We start from the raw sequence: 25,466 nt of genomic DNA on the forward strand, positions 1-25,466 counted from the left end.
CACATGGCCAAGGCATTCGCGTCGCAAGGCGACCTCACCGAAAAGAAGATCAGCTTCACCGAGGTGGGCCGCGATCTCTGGGCCTTCACGGCGCAAGGCGACCCCAACACCGGGGTGATCATCGGCGACGATTGCGTGATGATCGTGGATGCGCAGGCGACCCCGCGGCTCGCCAACATGGTGGTGGAGAAAATCCGCGGCGTCACCGACAAGCCGATCAAATACGTGGTGCTGAGCCATTACCACGCGGTGCGGGTGCTCGGGGCCTCGGCCTATGGCGCCGAGCAGGTCATCGCGTCCGAAAAATGCCGCGCCATGGTGGCCGAGCGCGGGCAGGAGGACTGGGACAGCGAATTCGGCCGTTTCCCGCGCCTGTTCGAGGGCCACGAAAGCATCCCGGGACTCACCTGGCCGACCATGACATTCACCGACAAGATGACGGTGTATCTGGGCAAGCGCCGGGTGGACCTGATGCATCTGGGCCGCGCGCACACCGCCGGCGACATCGTCGCCTGGGTGGGCGACGAGGGCGTGATGTTCACCGGCGACATCGTTGAATACAAGTCCGCATGCTATTGCGGCGACGGGCATTTCGCCGATTGGTCCGCCACGCTGGACGCCATCGCCGCCTACCGCCCCCGCGCCATCGCGCCGGGGCGCGGCGACGCGCTGGTCGGCGACGACATGGTGAAGGCCGCGATCGAGAGCACCCGCGATTTCGTCGACTCCACCTATCGCCCGGCGGCGGCGGTGGCCGCGCGCGGCGGGTCCCTGAAGGAAGCCTGGGACGCGGTGCGCGCCGCATGCGACCCGAAATTCGCCGACTATGCGATCTACGAACACTGCCTGCCCTTCAACGTGGCGCGCGCCTATGACGAGGCGCTGGGCATGGACACGCCGCGCATCTGGACCGCCGAGCGGGATCTGAAGATGTGGGCCGATCTGCAGGGTTGAGGACCAGCCAAGGCGCGCTCTCCCCCCCCCCCGGCGAGCGCGCGCCGGAAGGAGCCGTCATGCGCTACCGCTACGAAGAATTCCCCTATCGCACCCCGCCCGCGCTGGCCGGAAACCCCGAGCCGCGCCACCGGGCGGCGATCGTCGGGGCCGGGCCGATCGGGCTCGGCATGGCCATAGATCTGGCGCTGAGGGGCGTGGCCTCGGTGGTTCTGGACGACAACAACGTGGTGTCGGTGGGGTCGCGCGCCATCTGCTGGTCCAAGCGGGCGCTGGAGATTTTCGACCGGCTCGGCGTTGGCGAACGCATGGTCGAAAAAGGCGTGACCTGGAAGGTCGGGCGCACCCATCACCGCGACAAGGAGGTCTACAATTTCGACCTTCTGCCCGAGGCCGGCCACAAGATGCCCGCCTTCATCAACCTCCAGCAATACTACGTGGAACAGTATCTGGTCGAACGCTGCCAGGATTTCCCGGACCTGATCGACCTGCGCTTCAAGAACAAGCTCGTGGCCATGAAACAGGCCGAAGATCACGTCAACGTCACCGTGCAAACCCCTGACGGGGAATACGAACTCGAAACCGAATACCTGTTGGCCTGCGACGGCGCCAAAAGCGCCATCCGCGACATGATGGGGCTGGAGTTCGAGGGCGTGCTGTTTGAGGAACGCTTCCTGATCGCCGATATCGAGATGAAGGCCGACTTCCCCTCGGAACGCTGGTTCTGGTTCGAGCCGGAGTTCCACAACGGCCAGTCGGCCCTGCTGCACAAGCAGCCCGACGACATCTATCGCATCGACCTGCAACTGGGCTGGGACGCGGATCCGGACGTGGAAAGCCGCGAGGAAAACATCCTGCCGCGCATCCGGAAAGTGGTCGGGGATCGGGATTTCAAGCTCGACTGGACCTCGATCTACACGTTCCAGTGCCGCCGCCTGGAAAAATTCGTCCATGACCGGGTGATCTTCGTGGGCGACAGCGCCCATGTGGTCTCGCCCTTCGGAGCGCGCGGCGGCAATGCCGGGATGCAGGATCTGGACAATCTGGGCTGGAAGCTGACGGCGGTTCTGGCCGGCGAGGCCGGGCCGGGGCTGCTGCAGAGCTACAGCGACGAACGCACCTTCGGGTCGGATGAAAACATCCTGAATTCCTCGCGCTCGACGAATTTCATGTCGCCGCGCAGCGGCGTCGAGCGTCTGTTTCGCGATTCGGTGCTGGCGCTGGCGGCGCATGCGCCCTTCGCGCGCTCCATGGTCAATTCCGGGCGGCTGTCGCTGCCCTGCACCTATGACGGGCTGGCGCTGAACGGCCCCGACGCGCCCGGCCTGCCGGCGCAGTCGCGCCCCGGGGCCCCGTGCCCCGACGCGCCGCTGGAACGCGACTGGCTGCTGGGCCGGCTTGGCGACGGTTTCACGTTGCTGGCGCTCAATTGCGACGCGGCGCTTGCGGGCGCCCGGACGCTGCGCATCGACCATCCGGGCCCGGAAATCGCCGCGCGCTATCTGGGCGAGGCCCCGGCGGCGGTCTATCTGATCCGCCCCGATCAGCATGTGGCCGCGCGCTGGACCGACTACGACCCCGCCGGGGCCCAAGCCGCCCTGCGCCGCGCCATGGGCCATTGAGCGCCCTCAGCGAAAGGACAGCCGCCATGCCGCCAGCCGACGCCGCCCCCGACGCCGCCCCCGACAGCGCCCCCGACAGCGCCCCCGACGCCGCACTCCGGACCGGGCCCAACATCGCCGATCAGGACGGGTTCTACGCGGCGCTGCTCGCGGCCCATGCCGGGTTGAGCGAATCCGAGAGCCACGCGTTCAATGCAAGATTGATTTTGATCCTCGCGAATCACGTCGGGGACGATTCAGCGCTGCGCGAGGCGCTGGCGCTTGCCAAGGCCTCCGCCTGAGCCGACCCCCCGTTAACCTGTTAGCCCAGGATGACCGCCGCCGCGCCTGTCTGAACCCGGGTTGAACCCGGCGGTCGGGTGACGTTACGTCAGCTCCCGATGTGACAATCTCTTGCTTGCGCACCCATTGGCGCCATGCAATAGCCGCCACGCCCGGAGACGCCGGGCGCAGGGGCGTTGCACCCCGTAGGTATGCTTGGCGTAATGTGAAACACCGCGTGGCGCGTTCACTGATCCCCATCCCTGCGCAGCGACCCGTCGAACCGATCCCCAGTCGCCCCGATTTTCGGGCGTTTGCGGAACGGCGGTCAGCGAACCGGCGTCGCACCCGACCGGGCTCAGGTCCCGCCTCTGTCCCCCAATGGAGGCGGGACCACCCCCCCCTCGGCGCTGCGCGCCCATGGCCCCCGCGCCGCGCGCCCATGAACCTCGCGCCGCGCGCCTGCGGGCCCCTGAAAAACCCCCGGCGGACGCCGCGCGCGGCCTTGCCGCGACGCCCCCCGGCGCCTATAAGCGCGACAGCGAGGCCCGGGCACAGGGAGATCGCGCATGGCGCCCGACGACAGCACCGAGGACGTTTTCCCCCACCGCCATCTATTGGGAATCGAGGGGCTGAGCGCCGCGGACATCCGGGCCGTGCTCGACCTCGCCGACCGCTACGTGGCCCAGAACCGGCGGCGCGACAAGAAGACCTCCACGCTGCGCGGGCTCACCCAGATCAACCTGTTCTTCGAAAACTCCACCCGCACCCAGGCGAGCTTCGAACTGGCGGGCAAACGGCTGGGCGCGGACGTGATGAACATGTCGGTGAAGACCTCCTCCATCGCCAAGGGCGAGACCCTGATCGACACCGCCACCACGCTCAACGCCATGCATCCCGACATCATCGTGGTGCGTCACCAGCATTCCGGCGCGGTGGCGCTGCTGGCCCAGAAGGTCAATTGCGCGGTGGTGAACGCCGGCGACGGGCGCCACGAACACCCGACGCAGGCGCTGCTCGACGGGCTGACCATAAGGCGGCGCAAGGGGCGGCTGCACCGCCTTACCGTGGCGATCTGCGGCGACGTGGCCCATAGCCGGGTGGCGCGCTCCAACATGATCCTGCTCGGGCAGATGGAAAACCGGGTGCGGGTGATCGCCCCGCCGACCCTGCTGCCCCCGGACATCGACCGCTACGGGGTCGAGGTGTTCCACGACATGGCCCAGGGGCTGGCGGGCGCCGACGTGGTGATGACGCTGCGTCTGCAGCAGGAACGCATGGACGGCGCCTTCGTGCCCTCCCGGCGCGAATATTTCCACCGCTTCGGGCTTGATCATCAGAAGCTCGCCCACGCCAAGCCCGACGCCATCGTCATGCATCCCGGCCCGATGAATCGCGGCGTCGAGATCGACAGCCTTGTCGCCGATGACGAGGATCGCTCCATGATCGCCGAACAAGTCGAAATGGGCGTCGCCGTGCGCATGGCGGTGATGGATCTTCTGGCGCGCAACATTCCGGGGGCGCCGTCATGACCGGACCGACCCTGCTGCGCAACGCCCGCCTGATCGACCCCGAGGCCGGATCCGAGGCCCTCGGCGACCTGCTGATCGCCGACGGGCGCATCGCCGCGCGCGGCGCGTTCGACCCGCCCGCCGGCGCCGCGATCATCGACTGCCACGGCAAGCCGCTGGCGCCGGGCATCATCGACATGCGGGTGTTCATCGGCGAACCGGGCGCGCGCCACAAGGAAAGCTACCGCACCGGCGGGCTCGCCGCCGCCGCCGGGGGGGTCACGACCATCGTCGCCCAGCCCGACACCGCGCCCCCGATCGACGATCCGGCGATGATCGAGTTCATCGAGCGCCGCGCCGCCGAGGTCTGCGCCGTCCGGGTCCGCATCATGGGCGCGCTCACCCGCGGTCTCGACGGGCGCCAGATGTCCGAGATGGGGTTCCTGCGCGACGCCGGCGCGGTCGCCTTCACCGACGGCGACCGGGCGCTGAGCGACCCGGTGGTCATGCGCCGCTGCCTCGCCTACGCCAGATCGCTCGGCGCGCTGGTGGTGCATCACCCGCAGGACCCGACCTTTGCCGCCGCCGGTTGCGTCACCGAGGGCTTCTTCGCCACCAAGCTCGGCCTGCCCGGGGCGCCGGCCATCGCCGAGCGCATGATGCTGGAGCGCGACATCGCATTGGTCGAACTCACCGGCGCCCGCTACCACGCCGACATGCTCTCGACCGCCGGCGCGCTCGATGTTCTGGCCCGCGCCAAGGACAAGGGCCTGCCGGTGACGGCGGGGGCCTCGGTGCATCACCTGACCCTGAACGAGCTTGACGTGGACGATTACCGCAGCTTCTTCAAGTTCGACCCGCCCTTGCGCGCCGAAGCCGACCGCGCGGCGCTGGTCGATGCCGTCGGCTCGGGGCTGATCGACGTGGTGACCTCGTCCCACAAGCCCGAGGACGAGGAGCTGAAGCGCCTGCCCTTCGAACAGGCCGCCCATGGCGCGGTGGGCTTGGAGACCCTGCTGCCCGCATCGCTGCAGATGGTGCATAACGGCGAGATCGACCTGCCGGGGCTGTTCGCGCGGCTCAGCCTGGCGCCGGCAAGGCTGCTGGGGCTTGAGGGCGGGCGGCTCGCGCCGGGGGCGCCCGCCGATCTGGTGCTGTTCGACGCGGACGCGCCGTATGTGCTGGACCGCGCGACGCTGCGCTCGCGCTCGCGCAACACGCCGTTCGATCTGCGCCGCATGCAGGGTTATGCGCTGCGCACCATCGTCGGCGGCGAAACCGTCTATCAGCGGGGCGCGCCATGATCCCCGAATACATCCGCGCGCTGTTCACCGACGCCGCGGCGCCGGGGCTGGCGGCGGCCGCGCCGTATCTGCTGCGCGCGCTGGGGCTTGGCTATCTGATCGGCTCGATTCCGTTCGGGGTGCTGATTTCGCGGCTGATGGGGCTGGGCGATCTGCGCCGCATCGGTTCGGGCAATATCGGGGCCACCAACGTGCTGCGCACCGGTTCGAAAAAGGCGGCGCTGGCGACGCTGCTGCTGGACGGGTCCAAGGGCGCGGTCGCGGTGCTGCTGTTCGCCGGCTGGGGCGAGGACGCCAGCCTGCTGGCCGGCGCCGGGGCCTTTCTGGGGCATCTGTTCCCGGTCTGGCTGCGGTTTCGCGGCGGCAAGGGGGTGGCGACCTTTCTGGGGCTGCTGCTGGCGGTGAATTTCTGGGCCGGGCTGGCGGCCTGCGCCACGTGGCTGGCGGTGGCGTTCGCGTTCCGGTTTTCCTCGCTGGCGGCGCTGGCGGCGGTGGCCTCGGGGCCGGTCTGGCTGTGGCTGCTGGGCGATTTCGGCGCGGTGCTGGTGATCGGCCTGCTGGCGGCGCTGTGCTGGCTGCGCCACCACGCCAACATCGCCCGCCTGCTGCGCGGGACCGAAAGCCGCATCTCGCTGGGCGGCGAATCCAGGCGCGGTTAACCCGGACTTAACCGCGCGCGGGGCTTTCTGGCGCCATGCAGGCCCGTTACGAATTTTCCTCAGCCGGCCCCGCCGGGCGCAGCCATGGCGACGACCCGTTCGACATCGTGCGCCTGGCGCGCAGCCGCAATGTGGGGCCCTCGACCTTCCATGCGCTGATGCGCCGCCATGGCAGCGCGCGGCGGGCGTTGAACGCGCTGCCGGGCACGGCGGCGCGCGGCGGCGCGCGGCAATACCAGATCTGTTCGCCGGAACAGGCGGAGCGCGAAATCCTCGCGTCGCGCGAGGCGGGCGCGCGCATGCTGCTGCACGGCGCGCCGGAATACCCCGAATCGCTGGCCCGCATCCCCGATCCGCCGCCGTTTCTATGGGTGCTGGGCAACGCCGCGCTGCTCACCCGCCCGGCGGTGGCGCTGGTGGGCGGGCGCAACGCCTCGGCGCTGGGGCTGCGCATGGCGCGGGACCTGGCCGCCGATCTCGGGGCGGCGGGCTATGTCGTGGTTTCGGGGCTGGCGCGCGGGGTTGACGCCGCCGCGCATCGCGCCTCTCTGGACAGCGGGGCCGCGGCGGTGGTGGCGGGCGGGGTCGACGTGATCTACCCGGCCGAAAACGCCGATCTGACCCATGCGCTGCGCGAGCGCGGCGTGGTGGTGTCCGAGGCGCCCATCGGGCTCGAACCCCACGCCCGGCATTTTCCGCGCCGCAACCGCATCATCGCCGGGCTCGCGCAGGGCGTGGCGCTGGTCGAGGCGGCCGAACGATCGGGATCGCTGATCACCGCGCGATTCGCGGTGGAGCAGGGGCGCGAGGTGATGGCGGCGCCCGGCGCGCCGCTCGATCCGCGTTCCGGCGGTTGCAACATGCTGATCCGTCAGGGCGCGACGCTGGTGCGCGACGCCGCCGACGTGATCGAGGCGCTGGCCAACCTGATGCCGCCCGCGGGGCTGGAGGAGGCCGGCGCCGCCTTCGAACGCCCCGCCGCCGCGGCGCCCGGCGTCGACGAGACCCTGCGCGCCGACGTGGCCCGGCTGCTGGGCCTCGCGCCGGTCGAGGAGGACGAGCTCGCCCGCCTCACCGGCGCCAGGCTCGGCGCGCTGGCCGACGCGCTGCTGGAACTGGAATTGGCCGGCCGACTCGACCGCCGCCCCGGCGGCATGCTGGCCCTTCTCCCCGACTGATCCCCCCGACAGCCCCCCCCCGACAGCCCCCCGACTGATCGCCCGACTGATCGCCTCTCGCGCCAGTTCGGGGCTCGGCGGTCTGGCGCGCGGGGCCGCGGATCGGGCGCCAGACCCTCAAGGCCGAAGGCCGCGCGAAACGCCACGCGCATGCGGGTCCCGTCGCGCCGCCATCATGTGGCCCTGTTGCGGCGCCATATCGCCGGCGCTGCGCCGCGTCAGACTGGCGATTGACAAGAACTGCGCCTGTCGCCCATGGTCCTGCGCCGCCCGGAAGCGGTTCTTCGCCCGCCCCGGACCTCATTTCAGGAGCCTCGATTCATGGCCGTCGTCGTTGTCGAATCCCCAGCCAAAGCCAAGACGATCAACCGGTATCTGGGCGATGACTACACGGTGCTGGCCTCCTACGGGCATGTGCGCGACCTGCCGCCCAAGGATGGCTCCGTCGATCCCGAGCATGATTTCGAGATGCTATGGGAGGTCGATTCCAAGGCCCAGAAACACGTGCGCGCCATCGCCGAGGCGCTGAAGGACGACGACACGCTGATCCTCGCCACCGACCCGGACCGCGAGGGCGAGGCGATTTCCTGGCACCTGCTCGAAGCCCTGCGCAAGCGCCGCGCCCTGAAAAAGACCACCCCGGTGGAGCGCGTGGTGTTCAACGCCATCACCAAATCCGCGGTCACCGAGGCGATGAGCAACCCCCGCGACATCGACATGGAGCTGGTGGAGGCCTATCTGGCGCGCCGCGCGCTCGATTATCTGGTGGGCTTCAACCTCAGCCCGGTGCTGTGGCGCAAGCTGCCCGGGGCCAAATCCGCCGGGCGCGTGCAATCGGTGGCCCTGCGCCTGATCGTCGAGCGCGAGATGGAGATCGAGGCCTTCCGCCCCCGCGAATACTGGACCGTGCGGGCCATGCTCAAGACCCCGCGCGGCGCGCAATACCTGGCCCGGCTGACGGTGCTCGGGGCCAGGAAGCTGGAAAAATTCGACCTCGACAGCGCCGCCAAGGCGGAACTGGCGGTGCAGGCGGTGGTGTCGCGCGACCTTTCCGTCGCCTCGGTCGAGGCCAGGCCCGGCGCGCGCAATCCCTCGGCCCCCTTCATGACCTCGACCCTGCAGCAGGAGGCGAGCCGCAAATTCGGCATGGGCGCCCAGCAGGCCATGCGCACGGCGCAGCGGCTGTATGAATCCGGCTACATCACCTATATGCGCACCGACGGCATCGACATGGCGCCCGAGGCGGTGATGGCGGCGCGCGACGCCATCAAGAACCGCTACGGCGACGCCTACGTGCCCAAATCGCCGCGCATGTACAAGAACAAGGTGAAGAACGCCCAGGAAGCCCATGAATGCATCCGCCCCACCGACATGACCCGCGACGCCGGCGCGCTGGGCAAGCTGGAACCCGACCAGCGCAAGCTCTACGACCTGATCTGGAAGCGCACCATCGCCAGCCAGATGGCGGCGGCCAAGCTTGAACGCACCACCGTCGAGATCCGCTCCGACGACGGCGAGGTGGGCCTGCGCGCCTCGGGACAGGTGATCGTCTTCGACGGGTTTCTGAAAGTCTATTCGGAGGGGCGCGACGACGCCGGCTACCTCGCCCCCGGCGCCGCCTTGCCCGAGGCCGAGGATGACGGCCGCCTGCCGGTGATCCATGACGGCGACCCGGCGCCGCTGGCCCCGGGCGGACTGGCGGAGGCGTTCGCGAAGATCCTCGGCGAGGCGGACGCGGTGATCGACGAAAGCCCGGCGGGCGATCTGCGCCGCGCCCAGGGCGGGATCAGCGCCGGCAAGGACGCGGTGATCGGTCAGCAGCATCACACCCAGCCGCCGCCGCGCTACACCGAGGCGACGCTGGTCAAGCGCATGGAGGAGCTGGGCATCGGCCGGCCCTCGACCTACGCCTCCATCGTCACCACGATCCAGGACCGCGAATATGTCCGCAAGGACAAGAACCGCCTGATCCCCGAGGACAAGGGCCGGCTGGTCACGGCGTTTCTGGAAAACTATTTCCGCAAATACGTGGGCTATGATTTCACCGCCAATCTGGAACGCGAGCTGGATCTGGTCTCCGACGGCAAGGCCGACTGGAAGGCGCTTCTGGGCGATTTCTGGCGCGATTTTTCCGGCGCCATCGCCGAAACCAAGGATCTGCGCATCACCGAGGTGCTGGAAAAGATCAACGAGGTGCTGGAGCCGCATCTGTTCCCCCCGCGCGAGGACGGATCGGACCCGCGCCTTTGCCCCAATTGCGGCAAGGGACGGCTGTCCATGCGCACGGCGCGCTCGGGCGGGGCCTTTATCGGCTGCTCGGCCTATCCCGAATGCCGCTACACGCGCCCGATGTCGGGCGAACTGGAAGGCGGCGACGCCATCGGCCCTGACGGCAAGCTGCTGGGCGAGGACGCGGGCGACGCGATCACCCTGCGCACCGGGCGCTTCGGCCCCTATGTGCAGCGCGGCGAACAGGACCCGGACAGCAAGGACAAGCCCAAACGCGCCTCCCTGCCCAAGGGCATGGATCCCGCGACGCTGGATCTGGCGCGCGCCGTGGAATTGCTGTCGCTGCCCCGCCTTGTCGGCGAACATCCCGAGGGCGGCAAGGTGGAGGCGGCGCTCGGCCGTTTCGGCCCCTATGTGATGCGCGAGATCCCGCTTGCCGAGGGCGAGACCGGCAAGCCGAAGCGCATCTACGCCAACCTCAAGGACGCCGAGGAGGTTTTCACCATCGGCATGAACCGGGCCGTCGAACTGATCGCCCAGAAGGCCGCCGGGCGCGGCGGGCGCTCGGCGGCGAAACCGCTGCGCGAACTGGGCGAACACCCCGATGGCGGGCCGGTGAACGTTCTGGACGGGCGCTACGGACCTTACGTGAAATGGGCCAAGGTCAACGCCACCCTGCCCAAGGAAATGGACCCCGCCACGGTGACCATGGAGCAGGCGCTGGACCTGATCGCCGCCAAGGCCCCGAAGAAGAAGACCGCGAAAAAGCCCGCCGCGAAGAAGACGCCGGCGGCGAAGAAGGCGGTTGCCAAGAAGACGACGGCCAAGAAGACGACGGCCAGGAAGCCCGCGGCCAGGAAGGCGGCGGCCAGGAAGCCCGCGGCCAAAAAGCAAGAGGCCGACGCGATGGACGAGGGCTGACCCCCTGCGTCGTCTCTGGCGATACGCGGCGCTGGCGCTGCTGATCGCCGCGCCGGCGGGCGCGGCCGAGAAAAGCGCCGGAAAAGTCTATTTCGAGAAAATCGAGATCGAGACCGCGACCGGCGCGCGCACGGCCCATGTCGAGGCCGTGTTTCAGGGCGAGGCCGCGCCCGTCCGGCCGCCGCCGCTGCTGATCCTGTTTCACGACGCCGGCCAGCGGGTGAAAGATCTGCGCCGCCTCGCCGGGTTCGATCTGGCCGAAAAGGGCTGGACGCTGGCCTGGCCGCGCGGCGAGGATCGGCTGTGGAATGTCGGCCGGAAAACCCGCTCCGGCATTCAGGAAAACGCCGCCGACGACGTGGGGTTCATCGCCGCGCTCGTCGATCGGCTGGCGGCGGAAAACCTCGCCGATCCGCGCCGGGTGTTTCTGGTCGGCATGGGCGAGGGCGGGTTGATGGTCCAGCGCCTGATCTGCGAACCCGCCTATCCCTACGCGGGCGCCGCCATGGTCATGGCCACCTATCCCGTGGGCTATTACTGCCAGGACAAGACCCCGCTGCCGCTGGTGTTTTTCCATGGGCTCGAAGACAAGGCGACGCCCTATCAGGGCGGACGGGTCGGCCCCAGGCTGCGCGTCGGGATCGGCGCCGCGGCCTCGGTCAACCGGGCCATGGGGCTGGCTTCGGGGCGCAACGGCTGCGCCGGGTTCGCCGAAACCCGCATGCCCGGCGACGGCGGGAACGTCAACTGGGTGCGCCGCCGGATCTACGCCGCCTGCCGCGCGCCCCTGCTGCATTACGGCATCGTCGGCGCCGGGCATCACTGGCCGGGCGCGCGCTATCCCGGGAATCCGAAGAAGGCGATCGGCAAATACGGGCCGCTGGCCGGGGCGCCCGACGCGACGAAGGTGATTTCGTCGCTGTTCGAATCTCTCGCCAGACGCTAAGGGCGGCGGATGCGCAGATTCCCCACCAAAGACGAAATCCTCGCCTGGGTTCGCGACAACCCGCGCGCCTCGGGCAAGCGCGAGATCGCGCGCGCCTTTCACCTCAAGGGCCAGGACCGGATCCAGCTCAAGCGGGTGCTGAAGGAATTGCACGCCGCGGGCGAGATCGAAAAGCGCCCGCGCCGCAGCCATGGCGTTCCCGGCCATCTGCCGCCGGTCACGGTGCTGATCGCGGACGGCCCCGACGGCGCCGGCGACATTTTCGCGACGCCCCAGGGCTGGGAGGGCGAGGGCGCCGCGCCGCGGGTGCTCTACGTGCCGCGCAAGGGCGACCCGGCGATCGGCGGCGGCGACCGCCTGCTGTGCCGCATCAGTCCGGTGGAGGGCGACGATCACCGCTACGAAGGCCGCCTGATCCGGCGCATCGGCGCCGGGGCGCGCCGGGTGCTGGGGGTGTTCCGCATCGGCGATGACGGCGACCGCATCCTGCCGGTGTCAAAGCGCGAGGCCAAGGAATGGCTGGTGCCCCACGGTCAGGCCGGCGGCGCGAAGGATGGCGAACTGGTGCGCGGCGAGATCCTCGCCGCCGAGCGCGCCCGCTACGGGCTGCCCCGCGCCCGGGTGGTCGAACGCCTCGGCGATCCGTCGGCGGCGCGCGCGGTGTCGCTGATCGCCATCCACGAACAGGGCATCCCGCTTGACTTCTCGCCCGAGGCCGAATCCGAGGCCGCCGCCGCGCAACCGGCGCCGCTGGGCAAGCGCGAGGATCTGCGCGCCCTGGCGCTGCTGACCATCGACCCGGCGGATGCGCGCGATCACGACGACGCGGTCTGCGCCATGGCCGATGACGACCCCGAAAATCCCGGCGGCCATGTGGTCTGGGTCGCCATCGCCGACGTGGCCCACTACGCCCGCCCCGGTTCGGCGCTGGACCGCGAGGCGCGCAATCGCGGCAATTCCAGCTATTTCCCCGATCGCGTCGCCCCGATGCTGCCCGAGGCGCTGTCGGCGGGCCTGTGTTCGCTGCATGAGGGCGAGGACCGCCCCTGCATCGCCCTGCGCATGGTGCTGGGCGCCGACGGCGCCAGGCGCGGGCATCGTTTCGTCCGCGCGATGATGCGTTCGGCGGCCTCGCTGACCTACGAACAGGCGCAGGCGGCGGCGGACGGCGCGCCGGATGCGCGGACCGAACCGCTGCTGGCGCAGATCAAGGCGCTGTTCGCGGCCTATGGCGCCGCCCGGCGCGCCCGCGAAAGGCGCCAGCCGCTGGCGCTGGACCTGCCCGAACGCAAGGTGGTGCTGGATGATGCCGGCGAGGTTGCGGCCATCGCCTTTCGCGACCGCTTCGACGCGCACCGGCTGATCGAGGAATTCATGATCCTCGCCAATGTCTGCGCCGCCGAGACGCTCGAAGACAGGCGCCGGGCGCTGATCTACCGCGTGCATGAGGAGCCGGGCGCCGAAAAGCTCGACGCCCTGCGCGAGGTGGCCGAGGCCTGCGGGCTGGTGATGCCGAAAGGGCAGGGGATCAGGACCGCGCATTTCAACCGGCTGCTGGAACAGGCGGCGGGGACGGAATTCGCCGAACTGATCAATCTCAGCGTGCTGCGCGCCCAGACCCAGGCCTATTATTCGCCGGAAAACTTCGGCCATTTCGGGCTGGCGCTGCGCCGCTACGCGCATTTCACCTCGCCGATCCGCCGCTACGCCGACCTGATCGTGCACCGGGCGCTGATCTCGGCCCATGGCTGGGGGCCGGACGCGCGGCGCGACGGGCAGAGCCTCGAGGAGGCCGAGGCGCTGGCGGAGACGGCCGAGCATATCTCCTTCACCGAGCGGCGATCGATGACCGCCGAGCGCGACACCGTCGATCGCTATCTGGCGGCGTTTCTGGCGGATCGCGTCGGCCAGGAATTCGAGGGCCGCGTCGCCGGAGTGGCGCGTTTCGGGCTGTTCGTGAAGCTTGACGACACCGGCGCCGACGGGCTGATCCCCATATCGTCGCTGGGGCAGGAGTATTTTCACCACGACCCGGAGGCCCAGACCCTCACCGGCGATCGCAGCGGCCGGGTGATCGGGCTTGGTCAGCGCGCCACGGTGCGCCTGGCCGAGGCCGTGCCGGTGACCGGCGGGCTGCTGTTCGAACTGCTCGGCGTCGAGGGCGATCGCCTGGCGCGATCTTCGCGCGGCAAGGGCGGCAAACCCGGCGCCGCGCCGCGCGGCAAGGCCCCGCGGCGCAAGCTGGGCGCGGCGAAGCTGAAACGCGCGAAGATGGCGCGGCGGGACAGGCGGCGCTAGTCGCCGCCCGACGCCTTGACGCCGTCCATGGCGAAGCCGGCGATCACCTTCACGCAGCTGTCGGCGTCGCCGGATTCGCATTTCACGATGTCGATCCAGCTGTCGACCTTGCTGACTTTGTCCAGCACCGTCGCAACCCCCGCCGCGACGCCGCCGCCGCCCGCCACGGCCCCGACCAGCGGTCCCTGAAACGACCCCAGAAACAGCTTGCGCTTGAAGGCCCGGCCGCGCGCCGCGAATTCGCTTTGCGACATGACCGGATTCTTTTTCAAGGCGCGCTTGATGAATGTCTTTTCGAAATCCGAAAATTCCCGCTTGTTTCGCCAGAAGAACGGCACATAGACGAGGTGGTATTCGCGCGTGCCCCGGAAAAACCAGAACTGCTCGTACCCCTTCCATTTCAAGCCGCGGTCTTCCCAGATCCAGGTGAATTGAAGGCCGCGGGTCCAGGGGGCGATCTGGTGACCAGCCATGCGTTCGTAACCGGACAGGCCGCCGGCGCCCTGCGTCGCTGCGTTGGCGAGTCCCCTGGCAAGGGCTTTCAACAGCCCCTCGGCGTCGAGATCGGACATGTCATTCTCCATCAATCGAGTTTCGGAAACAAAGTCTATCTATCCACCGCGCGGATCAGCTGACGGTCGAACACCCGCATCACCCGGCGCAGGTCATGGCCGCGTTTCAGGATCCGCCCATCCATGGCGATCACGCTGTACTGGCCCTGACGCCCGGCGTGTTTGGGGTGTTTCTCGACCCGGTAGACCGGGTGTTCCGAGGCGCGGCGAAAAATCGAGAACACCGCCGCGTCGCGCAGGTGGTCGATGGCGTAATCCTTCCATTCGCCCGCCGCCACCATGCGCCCGTAAACGGTGAGAATCACGCTCAGTTCGGTGCGGTGAAAGGCGACGAGGTCGGGTTGGCGGCGGCTGGTCGCCGACGCGCCATGGGCGGGGGAATCAAAAGGCGTCGGAAAATCCATGCTCCAGCTTGCAACGGCGGCGGGCGGATTGGCAAGTGATGCGATTGGCGGGCGCCGCCATGCGGGATCGGCGCCGCGCGCAGGCGTTTCCCGCTTGCCAGCGGGCGCGGCGCGCCTTTAGCTCGGCGCGAAGGCCAGACAGGGAGACAGCGCATGACCCATCAGCGAACGCGGGATTTTCAGACGCCGGGGCGTTCCACGGTGATCGCCGCCAACGGCATGTGCGCGACGTCGCATCCGCTGGGGGCCAAGGTGGCGGTGGACATGCTGGAGCGCGGCGGCAACGCGGTGGACGCCGCCATCGCCGCGGCGACGCTGCTTGGCATCTGCGAACCGCAGATGACCGGCATCGGCGGCGACTGCTTCATCCTGCTGCGCAAGCCCGACGGCGAGGTGCTGGGGCTGAACGGATCGGGGCGCGCCCCCGCCGGCCTGTCGGCGCAGGCGCTGCGCGACGCGGGTCACGCGGAAATGCCGATTCGCAGCGCCCATGCGGTGACCGTGCCCGGCGCCGTGGACGCCTTCGACCGGCTGTCGCGCGATCATGGGCGGCTGGGTTTGGCCGCCAGCCTCGCCCCCGCGATCCGCTACGCCGAGGAGGGCGTGCCCGTGGCCCCGCGCGTCGCCTTCGACTGGGCGGCCTCGGCGGACAATCTGTCGGGCGCGGCGCGCAAGGCGTATCTGCTGAACGGCAAGGCCCCGCGCGAAGGTCAGGTGTTCCGCGCCCCCGGACAGGCCGAAGTTCTGCGCCTGATCGCCGAAAAGGGCCGCGCCGGGTTCTACGAGGGCGCGGCGGCGCAGGACATGGTGGCCTCGCTCAACGCCCTTGGCGGGACGCATGCGCTGGCCGATTTCGCCGCCGTCGCCTGCGATTACGTCACCCCGGTGTCGGGCGATTATCGCGGCGTCGAACTGGTGGAGATGCCGCCCAACGGGCAGGGCGCCACGGCGATCCTGTTGGCCGGGATCCTCAGCCATTTCGATCTCGGCGCGCTCGATCCCTTCGGCGCCGAACGCGCGCATCTGGAGGCCGAGGCCACCAAGCTCGCCTATGACGCGCGCAACCGTTTCATCGCCGATCCGGCGCGCGGCGATCTGCGGCTGGCGCACATGATCGCCGAGGCCACCGCCGAAAAGCTCGCGGCGCTGATCGACCCGGCGCGCGCCATGGCCGACCCGGGCGGCGTGTCCGAGGCGGTGCACAGGGAAACCATCTATCTGACGGTGGTCGATCGCGACCGCATGACGGTGTCGCTGATCTATTCGATCTTTCACAGTTTCGGTTCGGGGCTGGCCTCGGAGCGCTACGGCATCCTGTTCCAGAACCGCGGCGCCGGGTTCACGCTTGCGCAGGGGCATCCCAACGAGGCGGCGGGGGGCGTGCGCCCCATGCACACCATCATCCCGGCGATGCTGCGCCGCGACGGCGAGATCGCCAGCGCCTTCGGGGTCATGGGCGGCGCCTATCAGCCCTGCGGCCATGCGCGCTACCTGACCAATCTGGTGGATTACGGCATGACGCCCCAGATCGCCATGGACGGCCCGCGCAGCTTTTTCGAAAAGGGCGCGCTGATGCTGGAGCGGGGCTACACGGGCGCGGTGCGCGCGCGGCTGGCGGAGATGGGCCACAAGGTCGTCGACGCCGACGGTCCGATCGGCGGCAGTCAGGCCATCGACATCGACTGGCGGGGCGGGGTGCTGCGCGGCGCGTCGGATCCGCGCAAGGACGGCTGCGCGCTCGGTTACTGAGCCGGGGAGGGAGGCCGGTCCGCCGTCGGGCATTCAGTGGCAGTTGAGCGCCTCGATCACGTATTGGCCGCCATGGAGTTCGCCGAACAGGTCGGCGACCTCCGGATGGCCGACGGGTTCGCCGCTGTCGTCGGGCAGCAGGTTCTGCTCCGAGACATAGGCGTGATAATAGCTCGATTCGTTTTCGGCCAGCAGGTGATAGAACGGCTGGTCCTTGCGCGGGCGGCGATCCTCGGGGATCGAGGTCCACCACTCCTCGGTGTTGGCGAAGACCGGGTCCACGTCATAGACCACGCCGCGGAACGGGTGGTGGCGATGCCGCACGACCTGGCCGATGCCGAATTTGGCATGCGCCTGCAGCGGCGCGTCGGTCTCGTGTGTCTGGTTCATCGTCGCGGCCAATTCTGCTGTCCTCCGGCGTCTGCCTGCTACCTAATCCGCACGCGGGCGCATGTCCATGCCCCGCGCGGCGCAAGGCGATTTGCGTCGCCGCCGGCGCGGTTTGGCGATTTCGGCGTCGCGGGCTATACTGACGCGCGACTGCGAGCAGACCAACCGGCCCCGCAAGAGGGCGAACAGGACCAATTGCCATGCTTTCGAGGAAAGCGACGGGCGGCTTGCTGCTGCTGGCCACGCTGGCCGGCTGCGCCAGCAACAGCCGCCCCGCCAATGTCGAGAACGCCTGCGCGATCTTCGACGACCGCCCGCACTGGGCCCGCGCCATCCAGCGCTCCGCCGACAAGTGGGGCGCGCCGCCGGATGTGCAGATGGCGATCATCTGGAAGGAATCGAGTTTCACGCCGGACGCGCGGCCGGGGAAGAAATACGTGCTCGGGGTGATCCCCTGGGGGCGGCGATCCTCGGCCTACGGCTTCAGCCAGGCGATCGACGGCACCTGGGACTGGTATCGCCGGGAAACCGGCAACAGCGGCGCCGATCGCGACGATTTCGACGACGCCGCGGATTTCGTCGGCTGGTACATGGCCCGCACCAGCCGGGTGAACGGCATCGCCATGACCGACGCCTACAACCAGTATCTGGCCTATCACGAGGGCCAGGCGGGCTGGCGCAAGGGCACGTGGCGCCAGAAGCCCTGGCTGACCCGGGTCGCGGGACAGGTGCGGATCAAGGCCGACCAGTATCGCCGCCAGATCGAGGTCTGCGGGCTCGACGCCTAGGTTTTTCCGGGCGGAGTTCGGGACGTCAGCGGTCCTCGGCGCGGCGATGGGCCCAGACATGGCTGCATTGAAAATGCCAGCCCCTGAGCGCCCCGGCGGCGAGCTGCGGGCGCGACGCCCACGCCGCCGTCACCTCCCACGGCGTGGCGCCACAGCCCTTGACCACGATGTCAACGGCCGAAACCGCGCGGTTGCCGGCGAAATCCCGGGCGCCCCGCTGGGTCGGGTGTCCCACTGGATGCAGCGCCATTCCAGCGGCGCCCCGAGATGCGCGGCGTTCGGGCCGATGCCGGCCTCGATCATCGGCTCCGGCCTCGTCAGCCGCTGCTCGACGCCCAAGCCCGCGGCTTTCTGGTTCCCCGCCACCGCCAGCCGGTTGACCAGATCCGCGGCGCGCGCCGCGGTTTCAATCGGTCAAGGACAGTCACCCGCGATGATGGCCGCTAGACGGCGGGCGCCGAAGCGCTTGCGCGCCCCCGCGCCAGCGCTTAGGACTCGGCCCCGCAACAACAATGGCAGGGCGACGCGCATGATCTCCGGCAACCAGATCCGGTCTGACTTTCTCGACTTCTTCGGCGGGCGCGATCACGAGATCATCGCCTCCTCGCCGATCGTGCCGCGCAACGATCCGACGCTGATGTTCGTCAATTCGGGCATGGTGCAGTTCAAGGACATCTTCACCGGCGCCGAAACCCGCCCCTGCAAGCGCGCCGTCACCTCGCAGAAATGCGTGCGCGCCGGGGGCAAGCACAATGATCTCGACAATGTGGGCTACACCGCGCGCCATCACACCTTTTTCGAAATGCTGGGGAATTTTTCCTTCGGCGACTATTTCAAGGAGGCGGCGATCGAACAGGCCTGGACGCTGTCGACCGACGTGATGGGGCTCGACCCCGAAAAGATCATCGCCACGGTGCACGCCTCGGACGAAGAGGCGGCGTCGCTTTGGGCGCGCATCGCCGGGCTGCCGGAGCAGCGCATCATCCGCATCGAGTCCGACGACAACTGGTGGCGCATGGGCGACACCGGCCCCAACGGCCCCTGCACCGAGCTGTTCTACGATCACGGCCCGGACATCGCCGGCGGCCCGCCGGGCAGCCCGGACGAGGACGGCGACCGTTTCGTGGAATTCTGGAACCTGGTGTTCATGCAGTTCGAGACCCATGCCGACGGGTCCTCGACGCCGCTGCCCAGACCCTCGGTCGACACCGGCATGGGGCTGGAGCGCATGACCGCCATTCTCCAGGGCGTGCACAACAATTACGACACCGATCTGTTCACGCCGATCATCGCCGCGAGCGCCGAGCTGACCGGGCAGGCGCCCCACGGGCCCATGGCGACCTCGCATCGCGTGGTCGCCGACCATCTGCGCTGCGCCGCCTTCCTGATCGCCGAGGGGGTTCTGCCCTCCAACGAGGGCCGGGGCTACGTGCTGCGCCGGATCATGCGCCGCGGCATGCGCCACGCGCATCTGCTGGGCGCGAAGGATCCGCTGATGCATCGCCTGGCCCCGGCGCTGATCGATCTGATGGGCGGGCATTACACCGAACTGCGCGACGCCGATGCGCTGATCCGCGAGACCCTGCGCGCCGAGGAAGACCGGTTCAAGGCGACGCTGGACCGGGGGCTGAAGCTGCTGGACGCGGAGATCGACGCGCTGGCCGAGGGCGCGGCGCTGCCCGGCGCGACCGCGTTCAAGCTGTATGACACCTTCGGCTTTCCGCTGGACCTGACCGCCGACATCCTGCGCGGAACCGGGCGCTCGGTGGATCAGGCCGGCTATGACGCGGCGATGGCGGCGCAGAAAGCCGCCGCGCGCGCCGCCTGGTCGGGCACCGGCGACGCGGGCACGCAAAAGCTTTGGTTCGACATTCGCGACCGCGTCGGCGCGACGGAATTCCTCGGCTACGCCGACACCCGCGCCTCGGCGCGGATCACCGCGCTGGTCCGCGACGGGGTCGCGGTCGATCACGTGACCTCGGGCGACGATTTCGACATGGTGGTCAACCAGACGCCGTTCTACGCCGAACAGGGCGGGCAGACCGGCGATCGGGGCCGCGCCGTCACCGACGCGGGCGTTGAGATCGAGATCCTCGACACCCAGAAACGCGCCGACGGGGTGCATGTGCACGCGGCGCGGCTGGCGGCCTCGGACGCCGCGCATGTGGTCTCGGTGGGCGAGAGCGCGTCGCTGCAGGTGGACCACGCCCGGCGCATGGCGCTGAACGCCCATCACTCGGCGACGCATCTGCTGCACGAGGCGCTGCGGCGCAGACTTGGCGACCACGTGGCCCAGAAGGGTTCGCTGGTGGAGCCGGACCGCCTGCGATTCGACATATCCCATGGCCAGCCGATCCCGCTTGCGGACATCGCCGCCATCGAACGCGAGGTCAACGCCCGCATCCGCGGCTGCACGCCGGTGGAGACCCGGATCATGGCCATAGACGAGGCGCGCGAGGCCGGCGCGAGGGCGTTGTTCGGCGAGAAATACGGCGACGAAGTGCGCGTTGTCGCCATGGGCGGGACCGATGCCGGCGCCAACATCCCCTATTCCATCGAACTCTGCGGCGGAACCCACGTGAAGAACACCGGCGAGATCGGGTTCTTCCGGCTGCTCAAGGAGGAAGGCCTCGCCGCCGGCGTGCGCCGGATCGAGGCGGTGGCCCATCGCGCCGCCGAAGACCATGCCGGGCGTCAGGCGCGCCTCGTCGCCAATGTCGCGACGGTCCTGCACGCGGCCGACACGGAGATCGAGACCCGCCTGAAATCCCTGGTGGCGGAGAAGCGCGCGCTCGAGGCGGAATTGTCCGAGACGAAGAAAAAGCTGGCCACCGGCGGGGCGGGCGGCGGCGACGTTGAGCGATTGGGCGACGCGTCGCTGACGCTGCGCGAGGTTGAGGGCCTGAACCCGAAGGAAATGAAGTCGGCGGTTGACGAATTGCTGGCCGCCGCGCCCGGCGTCGCGGCGCTGGCGGCCGGGACCGGGGGCAAGGGATCGCTGGTGGTCGGCGTCTCGCCCGAATTCGCCGATCGCGTCGATGCGGTGACGTTGGTGCGCGCGGCGGCGCCGGCGCTCGGCGCCAAGGGCGGCGGCGGTCGGCCGACCATGGCCCAGACCGGCGGCCCCAACGGCGCGGGCCTCGCCGAGGCGCTGAAGGCGGTTGGCGACGCGGCGCGCGCCGCCCTCGCCTGACGCGGTTCGCCACGCGCGCGAGGGGGTCGAGTCGGGCGCCGGCGCCGCATGTCCGGGCTGCGCCCGGACGGTTTTGCTGCGCAAAACCCTGCGGGCCTGCCCGCAGATGCGGCGTGACCTCCGCCCCCGGCGGCGGCGTCGGCGCGCTCAGGCGATGTCGAATCCCGCCTCGCCGAGCGCACCCAGCGAAAAACGCAGCCGCGCCGGGCCGGTGATGGCGTGCGGCGCCAGATGCGCGCCGAGCAGCAGCACCGATCCCGCCGCCACGGTCTCGCCCAGCAGGTTGAATCGCGTGGCGATGAAGGCCGCGGCGTCCAGCGGATGCATGGGCGCCGCCCCGCGCCGGTCGAGGATCACCTCGCCGTCCCGGGTGACGATCGATCGCAGATCGTCGGGATCGACGTCGCCGGGCGGCAGGCCGGGTCCGCCCAGCACCAGCCCGGCGTTGAAAATATTGCTGGCGATCATCGCGCGCGGCGAGGCGTCGCCGACCTCGCGACGGTCCAGCAGTTCGAAGGCCGGATGCAGCCGCGCGATCGCGTCCGCCACGCTGGCGCGATCATGGCCGCCCGCGCGCGGCGCCAGATCCGCGCCCAACACCGCCGCGATCTCGGGTTCGATGGCGAAGCTGCGGTAATCGCCGGCCCGCAGCGTCGCCTCGCCCCGGCGGATGAGATCTCTGGGAATGCAGCCCACGCCCGGCTCGGACAGCCCCATCTGCGTCATCTGCGCCTCGGTGTTCCAGGCGATCTTGCGCCCGCCGACGCCGCCATGGGCGCCCGCATGCCGCGTCACCATCGCCGCCTGCGCCGCGTAGGCGGCGGCGAGATCCGGGATCTCGGCGCCGAAATCGCGAAACGGCGCGGCGCCAAGCGCATCGGCGGCGATGGCGGCGCCGATCTCTTCCAGACGGGCGGAAGCGGTCATGTCCTGTCTCCTGAAGCGGCAATCATGATCGGCGATACCACGAATGGCCATCAGGCGCGAGGCGCCGCCCGCGCGCCTTTCCCGTCGTCGCGTCAGGGGCTTGCCGCGTCGCGGCGCCTGGGCCACCATGGCGCGCCATCAAGGAGACGCGCCATGACCAAGCTTCCCGGACTGCACCGACTCTACGTCACCTCCACCGCGCCCAACCCGCGCCGGGTGCTGGCTTTCCTCGCCGAGAAGGGCGTCAGCGTCGACATCGTCGAAATCGACATGGGCAAGCGCGAACATTACGCCGCCGATTACGTGGCCCGCGCCGGCGCGCCGGTGATCCCGGCCATGGAACTGGAAAACGGCGTGATGCTCACCGAAAGCGTCGCCATCTGCCGCTATGTGGAGGCGCTGCACCCGTCGCCCAACCTCATGGGCGCCGATCCGCTGGAGGCGGCGGTGATCGAGATGTGGCAGCGCCGGGTGGAGTTTCAGCTGATGCTGCCGGTGGGGTTCGTGTTCCGCCACGGGCATCCGAGCATGCAGGGGCTGGAGGATCAGGTCCCGGCCTGGTCCGAGGCCAATCGCTCCCGGGTGCTGCGCGGACTGGAGATGCTTGACCGGCGGCTTGCGACCAGCGATTTCGTTGCCGGGGACCGCTTCACCATCGCCGACATCACCGCCTGGCTGTCGCTGGATTTCATGCGCGTGACCCGGATCCAGGCCCCCGAGGAACTGGAATCGCTGCGCCGCTGGCAAGCCAAGCTCGCCGATCGCCCCGGGTTCCAGCGCCCGGCGCGGGGCTGAATCGCCGCGCCGGCGGACCGTGCCGATGGGGACAATGGGGTCGGGGCCTGGCGACGGGTCTCAGGCGCGCATGCGGTCCTGGTATTCCTGGCGCGCCTCGACCGAAAGCATGAACTTGTCGCCGTCAACCCTGAGCAGCGAGCCGGTGCGGATCAACTTGCCGAAAGCCCGGATCCGGGCTTCGGCGCCGTGGCGGCGGATATCCTCCATGTCGCCGAAAATCTCCATCAGCTCGGTGCGGGTGAACCGGCCCAGCCCCCGAACCAGCGTCGCGAAGGCGGCGGCGGCCTCCAGTTGGCCCAGCAGGTCCTCGGCGCCGAAATGCGCGGCGAAGCGGCTGGGCGAAAGGCCGGTTTCGGTTTGCATCTCCTCGTTCAGCGTCATGTCGCGATCGCCGGCGCCCGTGTCGAGGCCTGTATCGGGGCCTGTATCGAGGCCTGTATCGGGGCGGATGATGCGCAGCTTGCCGCCCGGCGGACGGGCGCCGGATTGATCGTCGAGGTTGAGCGGCGACAGCGCGCGCTCGACGATCTCCTCGACGCTGGCGCCTTCGGGCAAGGGGGCGTCGGGCGGCGCCGGCGGGGCGTTGGCGACGCCGCCGGGCGCGGGGTCCGGAGGGGCGTGGGGCGCCGCCAGATCGGGCGACAGGTAGAGCGGCGCCTCGTCTTGCGGCGCTGGCGGGCTGTCTGACCGTTGATCTGGCCGGTTCGGCGGCTGGCCGTAGGGTTTCTGGGTGAAAAAGGCGTCAAGTCGGTCGCCGATATCGCTGGGGATCGAACTGTGCGGGATCATCCCCGGTCCGCTGCGCGGCGTCAGATCGGGATCCGGCGCCACCGGCGCCGCCCCCGCGGGAACGACCGGATCCGGGCGCGGCGGCGCGGGGGCGGCAGGGGGGCCTGAAACGGGCGCGGCCGCGGCGGGCGGCGTCTGCGCCGCGGGCTGGTGCAGGGGCGCGTCGTCGGGCGGCGCGGTCGGTTTGCGGCCCACCAGACGCGACAGCAGCCCGCCCTTGCCGGCATGGCGGCGCGCGGGGTCGTCATGGCCCGGCGGCGCGAGGCTGGCGCCCTCGGCGAAGGCGCTGCGCGCCGCCTGCATGCGCCGGGCCGCTTCGGCGTCGGGACCGGCGTCGGGACCGGCGTCGACGGCGAATCCGGCGACGGGCGCGCCGGGGGCGGGCCCGGCAGGGCCGGAGGGGGTGACGGCGGTGGGCGCGCCGGGCGCGGGCGGCGGCGGTTTCAAGGCGTCGGACGGCGCGGGCCTGAGCGGCGGGCTGCGGTCCATGGCGGCGTCGAACACCAGCGGAGGGCGCCCCCCCCCGTCGTCGTCGGCGCCCGGGCGGGACGCGCCTGAAGCGGGGCCGAATTTCGGCGTCCATTCCGATGCGCGCCGATCCGGCGCGGCGGCGGGCGGCGCACCGTGCGCTGTGTCGGAGGGTGGGCCGGGCGCCGAGTCGGGGGGGGCGTTGGGGGGGGCGTCGGGCCTTGAGTCGGGCCTTGAATCGGGCCTTGAATCGGGGGGCGGGCTGATGACGATGGCGGCGTCGGCCGGGTCGTGGCTCAGCGCCACGTCGAGCGCCGCCATGCGCGCCTCCAGCCGGTCCTTCACCAGACGTTCGAGATCGGCGCCGTGGGGCATGCCGTCGAGCGCGCCAAAACGCGGATGGCGTTCCGAGGCCTCCTGACAGATTTCCATCACGCTCCGCAAAAGCTCAAGCGGGTTGTCGAGGCCTTCGATCACGCAGGAGAAGGACCCGTAATTCACGCTCAAACGCCTGTTCTTCGTCACGCTGGTCTCCTTTGCCGCGCCTGACGTCGCAGCGCCTCGGCGAAGGGTGGTCGATTTCCGCTGCGCGGTCAATGATTGCGGATCGTGAATATGATCACGATCCCGCGGCGCCGCCAGCGCGTTGACTGGCAGGCGCCGACAGGGCAGTGAAGGCCCATGGACAGGCCGGATGAAAAGGACATCGTCTTTGACGCGCCGACCCTGCTGCTGGGCGGCGGGCCGGTGGCGCAGGGGGATCTGGCGGCGATGCGGGCGCGGAGCGGCGCGCTGGTGGCCGCCGATGGCGGCGCCAACCGGTTGCTGGACGGGCCGCTGCGCCCGGACGCGGTGATCGGCGACATGGACAGCGTGGCGCGGCCCGAGATCTGGGAGCGGGCGGGCGACGTGCGGTTCCTGCGCCTGGCGGATCAGGACAGCACCGATCTGGAAAAATGCCTGCGGCTGGTGCGCGCGCCGCTGCTGCTGGGGCTGGGGTTTCTGGGCGGGCGCATGGATCATTCGCTGGCGGCGCTGCATGCGCTGCTGGCGCATGAGGCGCGGCGCGTTCTGCTGCTGGGCGCGGGCGACGTGGCGTTCGCCGCGCCGCGGCGCTGGCGGGCGCGGCTGGCGCCGGGCGCGGTGGTGTCGGTGTTCCCGCTGCGCGCCTGCGTGGCGCTGCGCTCGCGCGGGCTGCGCTGGCCGCTGGAGGCGCTGGCGCTGGAGGCGGGCGGGACGATCGGCACCTCGAACATGGCCGAGACGGCGCAGGTGGCGATCGATTTCGACCGCGCCGGCGCGGTGATCCTGCTGGAACGGCGCTGGCTGGACGCGGCGATCGACAGCCTGCCCGGCGCGCCGGTCGCCGTCAGCCCGGCGCGCCGGGCAGGCGGTCGAGCGCCGCGTCCCGCCAGCGCCGTTCCAGCAGGCTCACCGCGCCGGCGCGGGCGTAATCGATAGCCACCGGCGCCGTCTCGGCCCAGGTCGAGGTGCCGATCGTCCCG

The 25,466-nt window shown here is 70.1% G+C and carries 21 protein-coding genes; 15 read left to right on the forward strand and 6 right to left on the reverse strand.

The window, feature by feature from the left end:
• Nucleotides 1-3: 3 nt before the first annotated feature.
• The 10 genes from AC1HC7_RS04685 (at nucleotide 4) to rnr (ending at nucleotide 13,883) form a co-directional block, all read left to right on the forward strand.
• A complete protein-coding gene (locus AC1HC7_RS04685; RefSeq protein WP_479498733.1) occupies nucleotides 4-954 on the forward strand; it encodes an MBL fold metallo-hydrolase in 951 nt (316 codons plus the stop codon).
• A gap of 59 nt (nucleotides 955-1,013) precedes the next feature.
• A complete protein-coding gene (locus AC1HC7_RS04690) occupies nucleotides 1,014-2,576 on the forward strand; it encodes an FAD-dependent oxidoreductase (RefSeq protein WP_479495922.1) in 1,563 nt (520 codons plus the stop codon).
• 26 nt (nucleotides 2,577-2,602) lie between these two features.
• A complete protein-coding gene (locus AC1HC7_RS04695) occupies nucleotides 2,603-2,857 on the forward strand; it encodes a DUF2783 domain-containing protein (RefSeq protein WP_479495923.1) in 255 nt (84 codons plus the stop codon).
• Nucleotides 2,858-3,406: 549 nt separating this feature from the next.
• A complete protein-coding gene (locus AC1HC7_RS04700) occupies nucleotides 3,407-4,369 on the forward strand; it encodes an aspartate carbamoyltransferase catalytic subunit (protein ID WP_479495924.1) in 963 nt (320 codons plus the stop codon).
• Nucleotides 4,366-5,652: a dihydroorotase gene (pyrC, locus tag AC1HC7_RS04705; protein ID WP_479495925.1), complete on the forward strand. Its 1,287-nt coding sequence runs from the start codon at nucleotides 4,366-4,368 to the stop codon at nucleotides 5,650-5,652. The genes AC1HC7_RS04700 and pyrC overlap by 4 nt, the downstream gene beginning before the upstream one ends.
• The gene (plsY, locus tag AC1HC7_RS04710; protein WP_479495926.1) at nucleotides 5,649-6,311 is read left to right on the forward strand and encodes a glycerol-3-phosphate 1-O-acyltransferase PlsY; all 663 of its coding nucleotides are present in this window, start codon (nucleotides 5,649-5,651) and stop codon (nucleotides 6,309-6,311) included. Before pyrC ends, plsY begins: the two co-directional genes overlap by 4 nt.
• Before the next feature lie 35 nt (nucleotides 6,312-6,346).
• Nucleotides 6,347-7,489, forward strand: a complete 1,143-nt coding sequence (dprA, locus tag AC1HC7_RS04715; RefSeq protein ID WP_479495927.1) for a DNA-processing protein DprA — start codon at nucleotides 6,347-6,349, stop codon at nucleotides 7,487-7,489.
• Between the two features lie 321 nt (nucleotides 7,490-7,810).
• A complete protein-coding gene (gene topA / locus AC1HC7_RS04720) occupies nucleotides 7,811-10,639 on the forward strand; it encodes a type I DNA topoisomerase (protein WP_479495928.1) in 2,829 nt (942 codons plus the stop codon).
• Between the two features lie 148 nt (nucleotides 10,640-10,787).
• Nucleotides 10,788-11,585, forward strand: a complete 798-nt coding sequence (locus AC1HC7_RS04725; protein WP_479495929.1) for a CE1 family esterase — start codon at nucleotides 10,788-10,790, stop codon at nucleotides 11,583-11,585.
• 9 nt (nucleotides 11,586-11,594) lie between these two features.
• On the forward strand, nucleotides 11,595-13,883 hold the full coding sequence (rnr, locus tag AC1HC7_RS04730) for a ribonuclease R (protein ID WP_479495930.1): 2,289 nt from the start codon (nucleotides 11,595-11,597) through the stop codon (nucleotides 13,881-13,883).
• Here rnr and AC1HC7_RS04735 read toward each other — a convergent pair.
• A complete protein-coding gene (locus AC1HC7_RS04735) occupies nucleotides 13,880-14,455 on the reverse strand; it encodes a hypothetical protein (RefSeq protein ID WP_479495931.1) in 576 nt (191 codons plus the stop codon). The genes rnr and AC1HC7_RS04735 overlap by 4 nt on opposite strands.
• 35 nt (nucleotides 14,456-14,490) lie before the next feature.
• Entirely contained in the window at nucleotides 14,491-14,859 is a 369-nt protein-coding gene (locus tag AC1HC7_RS04740; RefSeq protein ID WP_479495932.1) for a DUF2794 domain-containing protein, read from the reverse strand.
• 153 nt (nucleotides 14,860-15,012) lie between these two features.
• Between AC1HC7_RS04740 and AC1HC7_RS04745 the strand changes: the two genes are divergently transcribed.
• Nucleotides 15,013-16,608: a gamma-glutamyltransferase family protein gene (locus tag AC1HC7_RS04745; protein ID WP_479495933.1), complete on the forward strand. Its 1,596-nt coding sequence runs from the start codon at nucleotides 15,013-15,015 to the stop codon at nucleotides 16,606-16,608.
• A gap of 33 nt (nucleotides 16,609-16,641) precedes the next feature.
• Here the strand turns inward: AC1HC7_RS04745 and hspQ are convergent, their stop codons facing one another.
• A complete protein-coding gene (hspQ, locus tag AC1HC7_RS04750; RefSeq protein ID WP_479495934.1) occupies nucleotides 16,642-16,998 on the reverse strand; it encodes a heat shock protein HspQ in 357 nt (118 codons plus the stop codon).
• Nucleotides 16,999-17,198: 200 nt separating this feature from the next.
• On the opposite strand from hspQ, the gene AC1HC7_RS04755 reads away from it, so the two are divergent.
• Nucleotides 17,199-17,786, forward strand: a complete 588-nt coding sequence (locus tag AC1HC7_RS04755) for a transglycosylase SLT domain-containing protein (protein WP_479495935.1) — start codon at nucleotides 17,199-17,201, stop codon at nucleotides 17,784-17,786.
• 25 nt (nucleotides 17,787-17,811) lie between these two features.
• On the opposite strand, the gene AC1HC7_RS04760 is transcribed toward AC1HC7_RS04755, so the two are convergent.
• Nucleotides 17,812-18,036: a hypothetical protein gene (locus AC1HC7_RS04760; protein ID WP_479495936.1), complete on the reverse strand. Its 225-nt coding sequence runs from the start codon at nucleotides 18,034-18,036 to the stop codon at nucleotides 17,812-17,814.
• A gap of 279 nt (nucleotides 18,037-18,315) precedes the next feature.
• Between AC1HC7_RS04760 and alaS the strand changes: the two genes are divergently transcribed.
• Nucleotides 18,316-20,979: an alanine--tRNA ligase gene (alaS, locus tag AC1HC7_RS04765; RefSeq protein WP_479495937.1), complete on the forward strand. Its 2,664-nt coding sequence runs from the start codon at nucleotides 18,316-18,318 to the stop codon at nucleotides 20,977-20,979.
• Between the two features lie 147 nt (nucleotides 20,980-21,126).
• Here the strand turns inward: alaS and AC1HC7_RS04770 are convergent, their stop codons facing one another.
• The gene (locus AC1HC7_RS04770) at nucleotides 21,127-21,906 is read right to left on the reverse strand and encodes a hypothetical protein (RefSeq protein WP_479495938.1); all 780 of its coding nucleotides are present in this window, start codon (nucleotides 21,904-21,906) and stop codon (nucleotides 21,127-21,129) included.
• 153 nt (nucleotides 21,907-22,059) lie between these two features.
• On the opposite strand from AC1HC7_RS04770, the gene AC1HC7_RS04775 reads away from it, so the two are divergent.
• Nucleotides 22,060-22,701 (forward strand): glutathione S-transferase, encoded by a 642-nt coding sequence (locus AC1HC7_RS04775; RefSeq protein WP_479495939.1) that lies wholly within the window; start codon nucleotides 22,060-22,062, stop codon nucleotides 22,699-22,701.
• A gap of 60 nt (nucleotides 22,702-22,761) precedes the next feature.
• On the opposite strand, the gene AC1HC7_RS04780 is transcribed toward AC1HC7_RS04775, so the two are convergent.
• Nucleotides 22,762-24,486, reverse strand: coding sequence for a hypothetical protein (locus tag AC1HC7_RS04780; protein ID WP_479498734.1), 1,725 nt, complete (start codon nucleotides 24,484-24,486; stop codon nucleotides 22,762-22,764).
• Between the two features lie 156 nt (nucleotides 24,487-24,642).
• Between AC1HC7_RS04780 and AC1HC7_RS04785 the strand changes: the two genes are divergently transcribed.
• Nucleotides 24,643-25,422: a thiamine diphosphokinase gene (locus tag AC1HC7_RS04785; protein ID WP_479498735.1), complete on the forward strand. Its 780-nt coding sequence runs from the start codon at nucleotides 24,643-24,645 to the stop codon at nucleotides 25,420-25,422.
• Nucleotides 25,423-25,466: the final 44 nt, after the last annotated feature.

Source organism: Oceanicella sp., assembly GCF_056449545.1.